Source organism: Mesorhizobium sp. INR15 (genome assembly GCF_015500075.1).
Classification (GTDB): Bacteria; Pseudomonadota; Alphaproteobacteria; order Rhizobiales; family Rhizobiaceae; genus Mesorhizobium.
Genome location: NZ_CP045496.1, coordinates 6,259,109 through 6,274,834 on the forward strand (window position 1 = coordinate 6,259,109; position 15,726 = coordinate 6,274,834).

14 protein-coding genes are annotated in these 15,726 nt (G+C 63.5%); 3 read left to right on the top strand and 11 right to left on the bottom strand.

All coding sequences use genetic code 11. The annotated features are described in order from the left end of the window. Window positions 1–30 precede the first annotated feature (30 nt). From GA829_RS30425 to hisS, 5 genes are all read right to left on the bottom strand, one after another. Window positions 31–501, bottom strand: a complete 471-nt coding sequence (locus GA829_RS30425) for a carboxymuconolactone decarboxylase family protein (RefSeq protein ID WP_195176242.1) — start codon at window positions 499–501, stop codon at window positions 31–33. Window positions 502–829: 328 nt separating this feature from the next. Beyond that, window positions 830–2,602, bottom strand: coding sequence for an AMP-binding protein (locus tag GA829_RS30430; RefSeq protein WP_195176243.1), 1,773 nt, complete (start codon window positions 2,600–2,602; stop codon window positions 830–832). 81 nt (window positions 2,603–2,683) lie between these two features. Beyond that, entirely contained in the window at window positions 2,684–3,382 is a 699-nt protein-coding gene (hisG, locus tag GA829_RS30435) for an ATP phosphoribosyltransferase (protein ID WP_195176244.1), read from the bottom strand. After that, a complete protein-coding gene (locus GA829_RS30440; protein WP_195176245.1) occupies window positions 3,379–4,500 on the bottom strand; it encodes an ATP phosphoribosyltransferase regulatory subunit in 1,122 nt (373 codons plus the stop codon). Before GA829_RS30440 ends, hisG begins: the two co-directional genes overlap by 4 nt. Before the next feature lie 181 nt (window positions 4,501–4,681). Beyond that, the gene (gene hisS, locus GA829_RS30445; protein WP_195176246.1) at window positions 4,682–6,181 is read right to left on the bottom strand and encodes a histidine--tRNA ligase; all 1,500 of its coding nucleotides are present in this window, start codon (window positions 6,179–6,181) and stop codon (window positions 4,682–4,684) included. A 131-nt stretch (window positions 6,182–6,312) separates the two neighbouring features. On the opposite strand from hisS, the gene GA829_RS30450 reads away from it, so the two are divergent. Next, the gene (locus GA829_RS30450; protein ID WP_308462308.1) at window positions 6,313–6,684 is read left to right on the top strand and encodes a hypothetical protein; all 372 of its coding nucleotides are present in this window, start codon (window positions 6,313–6,315) and stop codon (window positions 6,682–6,684) included. Between the two features lie 11 nt (window positions 6,685–6,695). Here GA829_RS30450 and GA829_RS30455 read toward each other — a convergent pair whose 3' ends face one another. Further along, window positions 6,696–7,334 (bottom strand): DNA-3-methyladenine glycosylase I, encoded by a 639-nt coding sequence (locus GA829_RS30455; RefSeq protein WP_195176247.1) that lies wholly within the window; start codon window positions 7,332–7,334, stop codon window positions 6,696–6,698. A gap of 211 nt (window positions 7,335–7,545) precedes the next feature. On the opposite strand from GA829_RS30455, the gene GA829_RS30460 reads away from it, so the two are divergent. Together GA829_RS30460 and GA829_RS30465 are read left to right on the top strand one after the other, a co-directional pair. Continuing rightward, window positions 7,546–8,280 carry a L,D-transpeptidase gene (locus GA829_RS30460; protein WP_195176248.1) on the top strand — a complete coding sequence of 245 codons (735 nt, stop codon included), beginning with the start codon at window positions 7,546–7,548 and terminating at the stop codon, window positions 8,278–8,280. A gap of 274 nt (window positions 8,281–8,554) precedes the next feature. After that, on the top strand, window positions 8,555–9,475 hold the full coding sequence (locus tag GA829_RS30465) for a bifunctional 5,10-methylenetetrahydrofolate dehydrogenase/5,10-methenyltetrahydrofolate cyclohydrolase (RefSeq protein ID WP_195176249.1): 921 nt from the start codon (window positions 8,555–8,557) through the stop codon (window positions 9,473–9,475). Window positions 9,476–9,490: 15 nt separating this feature from the next. Here the strand turns inward: GA829_RS30465 and glcF are convergent, their stop codons facing one another. From glcF to GA829_RS30490, 5 genes are all read right to left on the bottom strand, one after another. Beyond that, the gene (gene glcF / locus GA829_RS30470) at window positions 9,491–10,816 is read right to left on the bottom strand and encodes a glycolate oxidase subunit GlcF (protein WP_195176250.1); all 1,326 of its coding nucleotides are present in this window, start codon (window positions 10,814–10,816) and stop codon (window positions 9,491–9,493) included. Between the two features lie 35 nt (window positions 10,817–10,851). Next, window positions 10,852–11,244, bottom strand: a complete 393-nt coding sequence (locus tag GA829_RS30475) for a DUF4870 family protein (protein ID WP_195176251.1) — start codon at window positions 11,242–11,244, stop codon at window positions 10,852–10,854. Beyond that, the gene (locus GA829_RS30480; protein WP_195176252.1) at window positions 11,241–12,497 is read right to left on the bottom strand and encodes an FAD-binding protein; all 1,257 of its coding nucleotides are present in this window, start codon (window positions 12,495–12,497) and stop codon (window positions 11,241–11,243) included. Before GA829_RS30480 ends, GA829_RS30475 begins: the two co-directional genes overlap by 4 nt. 227 nt (window positions 12,498–12,724) lie before the next feature. Beyond that, window positions 12,725–14,221 (bottom strand): FAD-linked oxidase C-terminal domain-containing protein, encoded by a 1,497-nt coding sequence (locus tag GA829_RS30485; RefSeq protein ID WP_195176253.1) that lies wholly within the window; start codon window positions 14,219–14,221, stop codon window positions 12,725–12,727. Between the two features lie 163 nt (window positions 14,222–14,384). Further along, the gene (locus GA829_RS30490; protein ID WP_195176254.1) at window positions 14,385–15,707 is read right to left on the bottom strand and encodes a DUF3422 family protein; all 1,323 of its coding nucleotides are present in this window, start codon (window positions 15,705–15,707) and stop codon (window positions 14,385–14,387) included. Between the last annotated feature and the right edge of the window lie 19 nt (window positions 15,708–15,726).

Sequence of the window (15,726 nt, forward strand, 5' to 3'; positions counted from 1 at the left end):
CCGCTGCGTCCTGGGATGGTGCGTTGGCAATCAAGCCGCGGCTGCCTTGGCGGACTTGATGGCCGCCGGATCGACCCAGCCGCCAAAACCAACCGAGAGCCGGTTGAAGCCGTTGATGACATTGATCAGCAATGTGAGCTTGACCTGTTCCTCGGGCGTGAACTCCGCCCGCAGAGCCTCATAGGCGCTTTCATGCGTATGGCCTTCGCAGATCCGTGTCATCGCCTCGGTCCAGCCCAGTGCCGCGCGTTCGCGGTCGGTGTAGCAAGGCGCCTCACGCCAGGCCGGCAGCAGATAGAGGCGCTGATCGGTTTCGCCATTTTCACGCGCGAACACCGTATGCATGTTGATGCAGTTGGCACAGCCATTGATCTGGGACGCCCGAATTTCGACAAGCTCGGCAAGGCTGTGCTCGAGGCTGGAGGAAATGGCGAACGCCGCGCGCTGCCACTCCTTTATCAGCGCAGGCGCGGCGGCCATAATGTCAAGTTTAGCAGTCATGATCAGTCTCCTTGAGTTGGTTCCGACGTCATGACGATTAAGAGTCCGCCGCTGTGACATGCGTGGCAAGTTTTTGAGGCGCTGCTCGCCTGCGTCCCTCGCCCCGCGCGCATCGGCCGGTTGCTGCCGGGCTGAAGCCGACGCCGTGGCCTTGGCGCTGGGGCTCTAAAGTGCACAGCATTTAACGCATCCAGGCAATGCGACGACAGCGGCCGGCGGTCACGTCGCGCTGGCGGCCGGCATCAGCCCCTGCTCATGCTCGCTATGCGCGACCGCCGCAAAGGCGAGATTTGATTGATTGCAGTCTCCGTCAAGCTTTCTGAGCTGGTTACGCCGTCTTCTGCTTCACCAGCCCAAGCTCCTCAACCATCGCTTCACGCATCAGGAATTTTTGCGGCTTGCCGGTCACCGTCATCGGCAATTCCGTGCGGAAGCGGATGTAGCGGGGGACCTTGTAGTGGGCGATCTGGCCAGAGCAGAAGGCCTTGATCTCCTGTTCCGTGGTGATCTGGCCCGGCTTGAGCACGATCCAGGCGCACAGCTCCTCGCCATATTTCGCATCGGGAATGCCGAACACCTGGACTTCCTTCACCTTGGGATGGCGGTAGAGGAATTCCTCGACCTCGCGCGGATAGACATTCTCGCCGCCGCGGATGACCATGTCCTTGACCCGTCCGACGATGTTGCAATAGCCCTCGGCATCGATGGTCGCGAGGTCGCCGGTGTGCATCCAGCCATCCGTGTCGATCGCCTCGCGGGTCTTTTCCTCGTCGTCCCAATAGCCTTTCATGACGGAATAGCCGCGCGTGCAGAGCTCGCCGGGCGCACCGACAGCCACGGTGGCGCCGTCCAGATCCACCGCCTTGACCTCGACATAAGGATGGACGCGCCCAACGGTCGAGACCCGCTTTTCCAGGGGATCATCGACGCTGCTCTGGAATGACACCGGACTGGTCTCGGTCATGCCGTAGGCGATCGTCACCTCCTCCATATGCATCAGCGACACAACCTTCTTCATCACCTCGATCGGGCACGGCGAGCCGGCCATGATGCCGGTGCGCAGGCCGGAGAGATCAAAGGAAGCGAAATCCGCATGGTCGAGCAAGGCGACGAACATGGTCGGCACACCGTAAAGGCCTGTGCAGCGCTCGCCTGCAATCGCCTTCAGCGTAGCGCCGGCATCGAACCCTTCGCCCGGGAAGACCATGGTCGCGCCCTTCGAGACGCAACCCATCGTGCCCATCGACATGCCGAAACAATGGTAGAGCGGCACCGGGATGCAGAGCCGGTCGTCGACGGTGAGCTTGATCGCCGCGGTGACGAAATTGCCATTGTTGACGATGTTGTTGTGGGTCAGCGTCGCGCCTTTCGGTGCGCCCGTGGTGCCCGAGGTGAACTGGATGTTGATGGCGTCGCCAGCCCTCAGCCCGTCCGAGATGCGGTCGAGGCTGTCGTGCTCGTCGCGCCCGGCCATGGCCAGCACGTCGCTGAAATTAAACATGCCAGGTGAATTCTCGTCGCCCATGCGGATGACGATCTTCAGATCAGGCAGTTTTTCCGACACGAGCTTGCCCGGCTGCGATCTTGCAATCTCCGGCGCAAGCGTCTCGATCATGCCGAGGTAATCGGAGGTCTTGAACTTTGCCGCCGTGACCAGCGCCTTGCAGCCAACCTTGTTCAGGGCGTATTCGAGTTCGGTCAGCCGGTAGGCCGGATTGATGTTGACCAGGATCAGGCCAATGCGGGCGGTGGCGAATTGCGTCACCAGCCACTCCCAGCGGTTCGGCGACCAGATGCCGACGCGCTCGCCCTTTTCCAAACCCAGCGCCAGGAAGCCGGCGGCCAGGGCGTCCACCGTGTCCGACAGTTCGCTCCAGGTGAAGCGCTTGTCCTGGTCGACGAAGACAGCCGCATCGAGCGTGCCAAACTTCGAGACGGTGTCGGAAAACAGCGCGGGAATGGTCTTGTGCAGCAGCGGTACCGTGCGCTCGCCCGACACATGCGCCCGGCCATCGAGCGGCGCGACGAACGTGCCGCCATTGCGCAGACCGCGTCCGCGCAGGTTGGTGGCATTCTTCAACTCATCGAGATTGATCGCCATCACCGTCTCCTCCCAGGACAGACGGAGCCTATCAGCCCGCAGCGGTGGTGAAAATCCCGCCGATGGTACTGAGCGAATGTCCTATTGGGCGATGGCAGCCATTTTCGTGGCAATGTCACGCAAGACGGCTTCGTCGGCAGGCGTCCGCGTCCTCCTCGAAGCCACCAGACAGGCCTGCGAGCGCAGCACGACGCCGTCGCCCAGCACTTTCAGGTGATTGGCGCGCAGCGTCGAGCCGGTCGTGGTGATGTCGACGATGATGTCGGCCAGTCCAGCCGCCGGCGCACCTTCCGTGGCGCCGAGGCTCTCGACGATGCGGTAGACCTGAATGCCGTGCTTTTGCGAGAAAAATTGCTGCGTCAGCCGCCAGTATTTGGTTGCGATGCGGAGCCGCCGGCCGTGACGCTGGCGGAAATCGGCGGCAACGTCATCGAGGTCGGCCATGGTGTCGACATCGAGCCATATTTCCGGCACCGCGACCACGACATCAGCGCTGCCGAAGCCAAGACGAGCGATGATCTCGGCGCGCGCCTCCCAGTCGGCGAGGTTTTCGCGCAGCAGGTCCTCGCCGGTGATGCCGAGGTCGACCGCGCCTTGGCCGATCTCGCCAGCGATTTCCGAGGCCGACAGGAACGCCACTTCGACACTCTCGGTGCCATCGATGCGGGCGCGGTAGGAGCGTTCGTCGCCGGGCAGGCTGACGGCGAGCCCGGCCTTCGCCAGAACCTCCAGCGCCTGCTCCTTGAGCCGGCCCTTCGATGGGATCGCCAGCGTGATCATGACGCCTTCTCCCGCAATGCCTCGATGCGGTCGAGCCACACCGAAAAACCGACGCCAGGAATCGGCGTTTTCGCGCCAAGCAGCGTCAGCAGCCGGTCGTAGCGGCCGCCGCCGGCCAGCGGCCGGTCGCCGTTCCCGGACGCGATCTCGAAGACGAGACCGGTGTAGTAGTCGAGCGGCCGGCCAAAGGCGGCGTCGTAGCGGATTTTTTCCGCCGGCAAGCCATGCGCGACGATGGCTTTGGCGCGGGCGGCGAATTTCTCCAGTGCCGCGCCCAGCGAAAGCCCGGCCCCTGTGGCGAAGGCTTCGAGCGCCGCCGTTGCGCCATCGAGCGAAACGTCGATCGCCAGGAAGCTCTTCAACGCCGAAAATGCTTCATTGGAAAGGCGCACGCTGCGCAGCTCGGCCTTCTCGATCAAGCGCCGCGCGATGTCGGCCGGTGCGCGTCCAGCCGAAGCCGACAGGCCGGCTTCTTCCATGCCGATGGCAATATGCGCCGAAAGGGCTTCAAGATCGCCATCGAGCACCAGCGCCGCGACCGCTCCCGAAAGCTGGCCGTTGCGTGGTGGATTGGCGAGATCGGCAAGGGCTGCCTCCAGCATCGCCGTGGAACCGAAGGCGCGGGCAAGGCGCATGCGCCAGCCGCGCGGCAGGCCGAGCGCCGCCAACACCGCTTCGAAAATAGTCTGGTCGCCAAGCGTGACCGTCAGGGGGAGAGCCGGCAGCGCCAGCGACAGCAGCGCATGCGCATCGGCCAGCGAACGGGCATCGGCCTCGGCCGTGTCGCGATCGCCGAGATCCTCGATACCGGCCTGGAAGAATTCATTGCCGCCTTCGCGGCGCTGGCGAAACACCTCGCCAAGATAGGAATAGCGGCGCGGCGTGCCGGCCTGCGAACTGATATGGTCGAGACAGACCGGAATGGTGAATTCGGGCCGCAGGCACAGCGTCTGGCCGGTCTCGCTTTCGGTCAGAAAAATACGGCGGCGCAGATCCTCGCCGGCCATGTCCAGAAACGGATCGGCCGGCTGCAGCACGGCCACCTCGACCGCATGCGTGTCGCGGGCGGCGAAGAGGCTGGTGATATCCGTAGCGATGGCGGGGTAGCGGGTGGTCATGTCGTGCGCCCTTCCCTTCTCCCCTTGTGGGAGAAGGTGGCCTCGCGAAGCGAGGTCGGATGAGGGGTGTTCCAGGAAGCACTTACGTCTCGCTCCGTCCAGCACCCCTCATCCGTCTTGGCGCTGCGCGCCAATCCACCTTCTCCCACAAGGGGAGAAGACAAGCAGAGCACGGCGCTCATCACTTCGCGCGTTCCTCGGCCTGCGCCGCCAGGATCTTCCTCACTTCGGCAACCAGCTCGCTCTCGGCCACCGTGACCTGGGCCGGGCGTGCGGCACGCCATTCGGCGTTGTCGGTGATTTCAGCCGACATGCGCGCGCCTTCGATCAGGTCCTTGATCTGCAATTCACCCTTGGCGCGCTCATCGCCGCCCTGAATGACGGCGACCGGGCAGCCACGGCGGTCAGCGTATTTCAGCTGCGCCTTCATGCCGGCGCCGCCGAGATACATTTCCGAGCGGATGCCGGCGGCGCGCAGCTCGGCCACCATTTTCTGGTAGCGTCCGAGGCTTTCCGTGTCCTTGTCCATGACCAGCACGACGACCGGCGCGACCACGTCTGAAGCGCCAAGCTTGCCGAGGTTCTTCAGCGCGGTCATCAACCTGCTGACTCCGATGGAGAAACCGGTCGCCGGCACCGGCTCGCCACGGAAGCGAGAGACCAGGCCATCATAGCGACCGCCGCCGCCAACCGAGCCGAAGCGCACGATCTGGCCGTCCTCATTGGGGATCTCGGCCAGAAGCTCGGCCTCGAAGACCGGGCCGGTGTAATATTCGAGGCCGCGTACGACCGAGCGGTCCATGGCGATACGGTCTTCGCCGTATCCAGCCGCCCTGACCAGCGCCTCGATCGTCGAAAGCTCGCCAACGCCTTCCTGGTAGACGGCGTTCGCGTTCACATCCTGGTCAGCCTGGCTGTTTTGATCGGACTTTGAAGTCGCGAGAAGGACTGCCTCAGCCTGCGCATTGTTCAGCCCTGCGCCCTTGGCGAAGTCGCCTTCGCCTTCCTTGCCACCGTCCCAACGCCCCGGCCCAAGCAGGAGCCGCACGCCTTCCCGCCCGAGCTTGTCCAGCTTGTCGATGGCGCGCAGCACGGTCAACCGGCGACCGGCATTGTCGTCACCACCGAGGCCGATTGCCTCGAGCACACCGTCCAGCACCTTGCGGTTGTTGACGCGGATGACGTAGTCGCCGCGCTTGATGCCCAGCGCTTCCATCACGTCGGCCATCATCATCGCCATCTCGGCATCCGCCGCGACACCCGGCGTGCCGATCGTGTCGGCGTCGAACTGCATGAACTGGCGGAAGCGACCGGGACCTGGCTTTTCGTTACGAAACACCCAGCCGGAGCGATAGCTGCGGTAGGGTTTCGGCAAGCGCTCATAATTTTCGGCGACAAAACGCGCCGTCGGCGCGGTCAGGTCATAGCGCAGCGACAGCCACTGTTCGTCATCGTCCTGGAACGAGAACACGCCTTCGTTCGGCCGGTCCTGGTCGGGCAGGAACTTGCCAAGCGCGTCGGTATACTCGATGAGCGGCTGATCGGCCGGTTCGAAGCCGTAAAGCTCATAGACGGAGCGGATCGTCACCATCATCTTCTCGACGGCGCGGATGTCGTCGGCGCTGCGGTCGGCAAACCCGCGCGGCAATCGCGCTTTCGTCTTTTCCGATTTGTCGGCCATGAGTTGGGTACCCGGTGTTTCGTGGCTTCGTGGGGCGGTAAAATTACCGCTTCCCACAGCGCGCGTGTCCTAACCGATGCGGCTTTGTGCGGCAAGGGTCAGCACCCAGGCCTCCTCCTCGTGCGCGAGGGATGAACCACATCACCGGAAACAAAATGCGCCAAAAGGAAACAATTCCGCCACCGCTGCGGCATCGTGCCGACACAATCCAAGCCGATAAAGCGCGCGGAAACAAAGGGTTCTGGGCCATGATCACGGCAGCAAAGTCAGACATTATCGACCGCAATGCCGGCGAAGCCCATGGCCGGCTGCGGCCCGCCGATATGCACGCCCACAAGATGGCGAGCCAGGCGGCAGGTCCATTCGACGTTACAGCTGATGAAACCAATGGCCCGACAATGCGCGATGCACTGATGACCGGCCTGCTGGTGATCTATCCCGCCCTGGCCACCGTAGCAGCGATCGTCGCCGGTCTTTTCCTGGCCGGCGCAAGCGGTACCTGAGACCCAGTCGCTCACTTCGGCCGCTTGAACACCTTCCGCTCCGCTTCGACCTGCTTGCGGCAGACGCAGCCCTCGATATGGTCGTTGACCAGCCCCATGGCCTGCATGAAAGCATAGACTGTCGTCGGGCCGACAAAGCTCCAGCCGCGCTTTTTCAGCTCCTTTGAAATGCGAACCGAAACCGCCGTCGTCGGATTGGCGCGCAGGTGCGCCAGGTCAACGACCTCGGGCCGCTCGTCCTTGCCGGGTTCGAATTTCCAGAACCAGGCGGCCAAAGAGCCGAATTCGTCGGTCATTTCGCGGGCGCGCTTGGCATTGCTGATGGTCGAGACAATCTTGCCACGATGGCGGATGATGCCGGCATTGCCAAGCAGGCGCTCGACATCCGTGTCGGTAAAGGCTGCAACCTTGTCGATGTCAAAGCCGGCAAAGGCCTCGCGAAAATTCTCCCGCTTGCGCAGGATGGTCAGCCAGGACAGGCCCGACTGGAACCCTTCCAGGCAGATTTTCTCGAACAACCTGCGGTCGTCGGCAACGGGCCTGCCCCACTCATTGTCATGATAGTGCAGATAATCGGGCAGATTGCCGTGCCAGAAGCAGCGCACGACACCGTCTGGGCCGGCAATCAGGCCGGTATTCTCAGTTTCCATGGCGAAAATCCATTCGTTAACGCGCCTTGGCGCGACATTTACCGCGGCTTTACCAGATTCCTGAACCCGGCGGTAACCACACCAAAAGGTTTACTGACATCTCGGCATTTTACGCATTCCGATTCATGTTTCGGTTGCCGCTCCACGCCAATGATCGCGAAAACCGGGAAGGCTTTCCACCCGGTATGTTCGACGATCAAGGTGCGTTCCGATGAAGACAGTCTTGCTTACCCTGTTCGGTGCAGCCGCCATGCTTGCTGCTGCCGCCACGCCTTCCATTGCCGGTGACCGCTATGCCGACAGGCCGCCAGTAATGGTGAGCCCCGACCTTTCCGCGCCCTGGGTTCTGCAGCTTGGCCGTGCGCCCGGCATCGTGCGCCAGAACCGCCAGGTGGTGCAGCAGCCGCGCCTGCGCGCCGCGCAGCCCGACCGTGTGCAGACGGCCGCCGTGCAGGCGCCAGCCAAGCGCATGGTCATGCGCCCGCAGATCAACCCGCTCTACCTGCCGCAGGAAGTCGCCTACAACGGCGCGCAGAAGCCAGGCACCATTGTCATCGACACCACGCAGAATTTCCTCTTCCTGGTCGAGAAGAACGGCAAGGCGCGGCGCTACGGCGTCGGCACCGGCAAGCCGGGCTTCGAATGGTCGGGCACGCACAAGATCACCAATAAGCGCGAGTGGCCGGATTGGCGCCCGCCGGCGGAGATGATCAAGCGTGAAGCAGCCAAAGGCCGTTACCTGCCGACCTATCTGGCCGGCGGCATGGAGAACCCGCTTGGCGCCCGCGCGCTTTATCTCGGCACGACCGAATATCGCATCCATGGCACGAACCAGCCATGGACGATCGGCGGCGCGGTCTCATCCGGCTGCATCCGCATGCGCAACGAAGACGTGGTGGACCTCTACGAACGGGTCAATGTTGGAACCACGGTCGAGGTGATATAATAACCTCCACGAATCACTTGGCCGGCAAAGCATTGCACTTTTCGCCGCCAGTCTGAGACAACGGGGGACGGGCCGTATGGGGATGCGGTCAGTCAGGAAGGGCAGCACGGGAAACCGCGCTGCCTTTTTCCGTTTTCCGGCCAATTCAGACTGATACCAGAGCAGGCGCGCCACCTCGCACGTCGCGGCAAGGGCATGGCGGTTCGCTTTCGTACTGCCTTTCGCCATTTTCTTTTGCTATGTCGGCGGCACGTTTCAGCCAGAGAGTTCATTCATGCCCCTGTCCGATGACAGCCGCTACCTCAGAGGTGGCCCGGTTGCCCAGCGCATTATCGCTGCCGTGCGCGAGGACGCAGCGATCGCGACACGAGAAGGGTTTCCGCCCAAACTGGTGTCGATCACCGTTGGCGACACGGCAGCGGTTGGTGTCTACGTGCGCAACCAGAAGGCCAAGGCGGAACTCGCCGGCATCGATTTCGAGGAGCGGCGGTTTCCCGCCACCATCACGTCAGGTGAGCTGGAAGCGGCGATCCATGGCCTGAACGCCGATCCGCGCGTCACCGGCATCATCATCCAGCGGCCGGTGCCGGCGCATATCCCGGTCAAGATGCTGCAGGCGGCTGTACATCCGCTCAAGGATGTCGAAGGCATGCACCCGGCCTCGATCGGCAACATCGTCTACAACCAGCTCGACCTCGCACCCTGTACGGCGGCGGCCTCGGTCGAGCTTTTGAAGGAAACCGGCCTCGATCTGAAGGGGCTGGAAGTCGTCGTCGTTGGCCATTCCGAAATCGTCGGCAAGCCGATCGCCTTCCTGCTGATGAGCGAAGGCGCGACCGTAACGGTCTGCCATCACATGACGCGATCCGTTGCCGCGCATGCGCGGCGCGCCGATGCGCTGTTCGTCGCGGTCGGCAAGCCGCGGCTGATCAAGGCCGACATGGTCAAGCCCGGTGCTGCTGTCATCGACATCGGCATCAATTCCGAGACGCTGCCGGACGGTTCCAGCCGAATCGTCGGCGATGTCGATACCGAGAGCGTCAAGGATGTAGCGTCCTGGATCACGCCCGTGCCAGGCGGCGTCGGGCCGATCACCGTGGCGATCCTACTGCGCAACACCATGGTGGCACTCGGCCGTCAGCGCGCGCTTTATCAAGCGACGTATGGAACGGTGGACAGGCTGGCTGCCGAGTAATTCTGAACTGCGCCGCTACTCCGCCGCGACCAGCCTCTCGTCCACGCCTTCCGGCTTCGGTCCACCATAAGCCCAGTCGAGCAGCTTGATCGTATGCACCACCGGCATTTTCGCCGCCGAAGCGATCTGGGTGATGCAGCCGATGTTGCCGGTGGCGACGATCGAAGCGCCGGTTGCCTCGATGTTCCTGACCTTGCGATCCCGCAGTTGCGCCGAGATTTCGGACTGCAGGATGTTGTAGGTGCCGGCCGAGCCGCAGCACAGGTGTCCCTCGCGCGGCTCGCGCACGACGAAGCCGGCCTTGGCGAGCAGTTCCTTCGGCTGACGCGTGATCTTTTGCCCGTGCTGCATCGAACAGGCCGAGTGGTAGGCAACGATGGTGCCGGGCTTGCGCACGGGCTCCGGCAGGTCGAGCACGGCCAGGTACTCGGTGATGTCCTTGGCCAGCGCCGACACCCTTGCCGCCTTGTCGGCATAGGCCGGATCGAGGCGGAGCATGAAACCGTAGTCCTTTATGGTGGTGCCGCATCCAGACGCGGTGATGACGATGGCATCGAGCCCCCCTTGTGCGATTGCCCGCGTCCAGGCGTCGACATTTTGTCTCGCCGAGGCAAGCGCTGCCTGTTCGTGGCCCATGTGATGCACCAGTGCGCCGCAACAGGCTTCGCCTGACGGCACGACCACCTCGACACCAAGCCGGGTCAGCAGCGAGATCGTCGTGTCGTTGATGCCGGGGTCGAGCACGGCTTGCGCACAGCCGGTAAGGATGGCGACGCGGCCGCGCTTCGTTGCGCCCTGCCCCACATGCACACCCGGTGAAGCCATCGGCGATGCCGGGGGAACCGATGCCGGCGCGAGCCGGAGCATGGCAGCCATCGGTCTAAGCGCCGGGATATTTCCGAACAGTCCAACGAAAGGCTTGCCGAGTTTTGCCAGTTTGAGCGCGGCACGAAAGCGTGCGGGATAGGGCAGCACGAAAGCCAGCAGCGCGCGCGTCAGGCGGTCGAGCAGCGGGCGCTTGTAAGTATCCTGGATATGGGCTCGCGCGTGATCGACCAGGTGCATGTAATTGACGCCCGACGGGCAGGTGGTCATGCAGGCGAGGCAGGACAGGCAGCGGTCGATATGAGTGACGATCTCCTTGTCGGCGGGCCGGCTGTTCTCAAGCATGTCCTTGATCAGGTAGATGCGGCCGCGCGGTGAATCCAGTTCGTTGCCAAGCGTCACATAGGTCGGGCAGGTCGCGGTGCAGAAGCCGCAATGCACGCATTTGCGCAGGATCTTTTCCGATTCCGCGACATGCGGATCGGCGAGTTGAGCAAGCGAGAAACTGGTCTGCACGTGAAACGTCCTTACTGCCTGAGCGAGGTCATGCCCTAAAGTCCAAGGAACCAGCTTTCCGGATTCTTGACCGGCTCGCCACGCTGCAAGGCCTGCAGGCCGAGGATGCAGCGGGCGATGAACCAGACAGCGACGGCGAACATCAGCACGAAACCGATGATCACGAACACCAAGACAAACGCGATCAATGCGTAGAGCAGACCGATCCAGAAGGTGCGGATGAGGAACGTGTAGTGGCTCTCGACGAAACCGCCGGCCTTGCCGCGGTTGATGTAGGCGAGCACAAGGCCGACAATGCCGCTGACGCCGATGACAAAGCCGGCCAGATAAAGGACGTAAATGACCAGCGCATTGGTCGGCCCCGGCTCCAGCCAACGGTCGGTGGGGCGTGGCCCTGTCGCGGCCGGGCCTGGATCGATGTTGCTCATGGCATTGCTCCCTCGGTTGCGGAATGGAGCCTAGCAGAGCTGTCACCCGGCACCATCCGGCCCGGATTGAGAATATCCTTCGGGTCGAATTCGTGCTTCAGCCGCGCGGCCAGCGCAGCCAGCGCCGGCGCCTGCGGCTCGAACACCGGCAAAGCGGCGCGATACGATGGCGTGGCGCGGACCAGTGTCGCATGGCCGCCGCCGTGCTTTCTCAGCAGCCCGCGCAATAGGGCGGCTTCGGGATCGCCCTCCTCCATGCGCAGCCAGATCAGTCCGCCCTGCCAGTCATAGAAGGCGCTGACGGCGGCCTGCATGCGCAATGTCAGCACCATCTGGTGGCTCTCCGCCGGCGTCATCGAAACGCGCCACACGGGTTTCTCGCTGCCATCGGCGAAAGGCCGGCAATCCCTGATATCGCGCCAGATGGCGTTTGAGGTTTCGGCCTCAATCTCTTCTAGCGGACCTGCATTCCTCAGCAATGCCTTCAGCGCGGCGATGCGGTAAGCGACCGAAGGGCCAAAACCCTCGACCCGCAACAAAGTCGCCGCATCGCTGCCGAGACTGCCGCCGGCAACGCGCGCGGCGACACGTTCGGGCAGATGCGCCGCGCTCGACACTTCGGCGCTAGAACCAAGCGCCAGAGCCATGGCGGCAACAGCCGCATCATCGAGCAGGCCACGGATGGCGAGCGTGATTTCGGTCTCGGCGGCAGGCAGCACCTTGAAGGTGACATCGGTGAATACAGCCAGCGTGCCCCAGCTGTTGGCCATCAGTTTGGACAGGTCGTAGCCGGTGACGTTCTTGACCACGCGGCCGCCGGACTTGAAGGCCTCGCCACGGCCGGAAACCGCATTGATGCCGAGGATATGGTCGCGGGCAGCACCGGCCTTCAGCCGGCGCGGGCCGGAAAGGTTCGCGGCCAGCACGCCGCCCAGCGTGCCTTTTCCAGGCTCGCCGCCAAGCAACGGGCCGTAATCCATCGGCTCGAAGTCGAACCGCTGGCCATTTTGCGCCAGCAGGCTTTCGATCTCGGCCAGCGGCGTGCCGGCCTTCGCCGACAGCACGAGCTCGGCCGGTTCGTAGAGCGTGACACCGGTCAGTTTCGACAGATCGAGCGTGTGCCCGGTCTGCAGCGGGCGACCGATGCCGCGCTTCGAACCATGGCCGACGATTTCGAGCGGTGCGTCCTCGGCCACGGCCCAAGCGACGGCGGAGAGGACTTCGTCCGATGTGGTTGGGGTGAAGGTGGTCATTCGAACGATGCGCCATCTGCAAATGCGGAGAAGCCGTGATCCTGCCCACCCCCCTCTGTCCTGCCGGACATCTCCCCCGCAAGGGGGGAGATTGGCTGGTCGCAATGTTGGCGCTTGTCTTGCTGTATGCGAGATTGGCGAAAGCCGTGATGAGAGCTCAATCTCCCCCCTTGCGGGGGAGATGTCCGGCAGGACAGAGGGGGGTGTTCAAGCGCCGACATGTCCACTCAAAACCTCGGAATGTCCGGGAACGGCAGCTTGCCGCCCGAAATATGCATGCGCCCGAGCTCGGCGCAGCGGCGCAGTTGCGGAAATACTTTTCCCGGGTTGAGCAGATGGTTGGGATCGAAGGCGCATTTGACGCGCATCTGCTGGTCGAGGTCGATCTGGTTGAACATTTCCGGCATCAGGTCGCGCTTCTCGACGCCGACGCCGTGCTCACCGGTCAACACGCCGCCGACCTTGACGCAGAGCCGCAGGATGTCGGCGCCAAAGCTTTCGGCCTTGTCGAGTTCGCCGGGGACATTGGCATCGTAGAGGATCAGCGGATGCAGATTGCCGTCGCCGGCATGAAAGACATTGGCGACGCCGAGGCCGTATTTCTCCGAGAGCTCGCGCATGCCGGCCAGCACGCGCGGCAGTTCCTTGCGCGGGATAGTGCCATCCATGCAGTAATAGTCGGGTGAGATGCGGCCAACCGCCGGAAACGCCGCCTTTCGGCCAGCCCAGAAACTCGCCCGTTCCTGCTCCGACTGCGAGATGCGGCAGGTTGTCGAACCGTTGCGGATGGCGATCGCTTCGACAGCGGCGATCAGGTGATCGACCTCGACGCCTGGCCCGTCGAGTTCGACGATCAGCAGCGCCTCGACATCGAGGGGATAGCCGGCATGGACGAAATCCTCGGCGGCGTGGATCGCCGGCCGATCCATCATCTCCATCCCACCCGGAATGATGCCGGCGCCGATAATGTCGGCGACGCATTGGCCGCCCTGCTCGCTGGTGGGAAAGCCGATCAGAAGCGCACGCGCCGTTTCCGGCTTCTTCAAGATACGTACCGTCACCTCGGTGACGACGCCAAGCAGGCCTTCGGAGCCGGTCATGACGCCAAGCAGATCATAGCCTTCGGAATCGAGATGATTGCCGCCGAGGCGAACCACCTCGCCGTTCATCAGCACCATCTCGATACCCAGCACATTGTTGGCGGTAAGGCCATATTTCAGGCAGTGCACGCCGCCGGAATTCTCCGCGACATTGCCGCCGATCGAGCAGGCGATCTGGGAGGATGGATCGGGCGCATAATAGAAGCCCTCCTGCTCGACGGCGGTGGTGATGCCGAGATTGGTGACACCGGGCTGGGCAACGACAACGCGGTTGGGAAAATCAATCGTGAGAATGCGGTTGAAGCGGCTCATGACCAAGAGCACGGCATCTTCAAGCGGCAGCGCGCCGCCCGACAGCGAGGTGCCGGAACCGCGCGGCACGACGCGGATGTTGCGATCGTTGCAGTATTTCAGCACACGGGAGACCTGCGCCACCGTCTGCGGCAGCACCACCACCAGCGGCAGTTGCCGATAGGCCGTCAGTCCGTCGCTCTCGAAAGCCCGCATGGCGTTGGCCGCGTCGACGACGCCCTCGCCCGGCACGATGATGCGCATGTCGGCGACAATCTCGTTTCGCCGGCGCATCGTGGCATCATCAGGTTTCGGCATGGCCAGGCCGGACATCAACAGCCTCACTTAGCTTGACTGGTCAAAATCTTTTACCAGTGAAGCGGCGATGTTGCAAATCCTGCTTTGGCGGAAAATCGGACGCCGAGGCAGAGCCACGCTTCCGCAGCGGCAATCTGCCGCTGTTTGACCAGCCCTCCGCCGTTTATGAATAAACTCGTTATTCGCCGGCGTGCTTGCCGGGCTCGGAATGCATCTGGCGCACACGGCGCACACCCCACCAGACAAGCAGGATGGCGACCGGCACCGACGCGGCGGTCACGACTTCCGGCGCGAAGGTATGGCCGAAGACCGAGGCACCCTTGGCGACATAGCCGATGAGACCGACAACATAATAGGAGACGGCGGCGACAGACAGGCCTTCCACAGTCTGCTGCAGGCGCAATTGCAGGCGGGCGCGGTTGTTCATCGACGCCAGCAGGTCGCGGTTCTGCTTCTCGACTTCGACGTCGACCCAGGTGCGCAGCAACGTGGTGGCGCGGGTCAGCTTGCGCGACAGGTTGGCCTGGCGCTCCTCGACCGAACGGCAGGTGCGCATGGCCGGCGCGACACGGCGCTGCAGAAAGCCGCCCCAGGTGTCGTAGCCGGGCACCGCCTCTTCCTCGAGCGCCTCCAGCCGTTCGCTGACGATGCCGTCATAGGCGCGGTTGGCGCCGAAGCGGTAAAGGCTGGACGCCGCATCGGCCTCAAGCTCGGCGGCGAGCTCGGTCAGATCGGCCAGCAATGTCTGGCTGTCGCGGGTCTCGGCCACCTTCATTTCAAGCGTTGTCTGCGCCAGCCGGTCCTCGATCCGTCGGGCGCGGCCGGAGAGGGTCAGCGCCAGCGGCAGGCCGAGCATGGCCAGTGTGCGGTAGGTTTCTATGTCGATCAGCCGCTGTGAGAGTGCGCCGGTTCGGGCCGGCGTCAGGCCACGGTCGAGCACCAGCATGCGGGTCATGCCGTCGCCATCCTGGCGGAAGTCGGTGATGATGGCGGCATTGCCGCGCTCGACCAGCGAATAGCACAGGCTGGTGGGGTCAAAGCCGGCGATCAGGCGCTCGCTGACCGCCGTCCACTTGCGAATTTCGAGCCTGATGCCGGAGATGACGGTTCCCGGTGGGGAGAAACCATTGCCGAAGGGCGAGTCTTCCTGCGCCCTGCCGCTTTCGGAAAGCGGCCCTTCCCACAGATAGGTGGAGAATTCCGTGTGCCGTTCCCAGCGCAGCGAGCCCTTGCCCCACTTCATCGCGTGGTGGCGAGCCTGTCGGTCAGGCGCGGCAATGCCGAGACGCCGCGACAGTTCGGAAAGCACCGCATGGTCGACGCCCGAGCCACCCTCGGTCATGAAGGCGAGCTGGACCAGGACGCGTGGCTTTTCAATCAGCGGATGCGGGCGGGCATGGACTTCGCCAAGCGCACCCGGACGTCCCTCATGCGCGGGGAAACCCATGACGCTGCCCTTGGCGCGGGGCTGGAATTCGAGATTGGACGGGTCGTCTGACACGGCATGTCCCCCAAGGCTT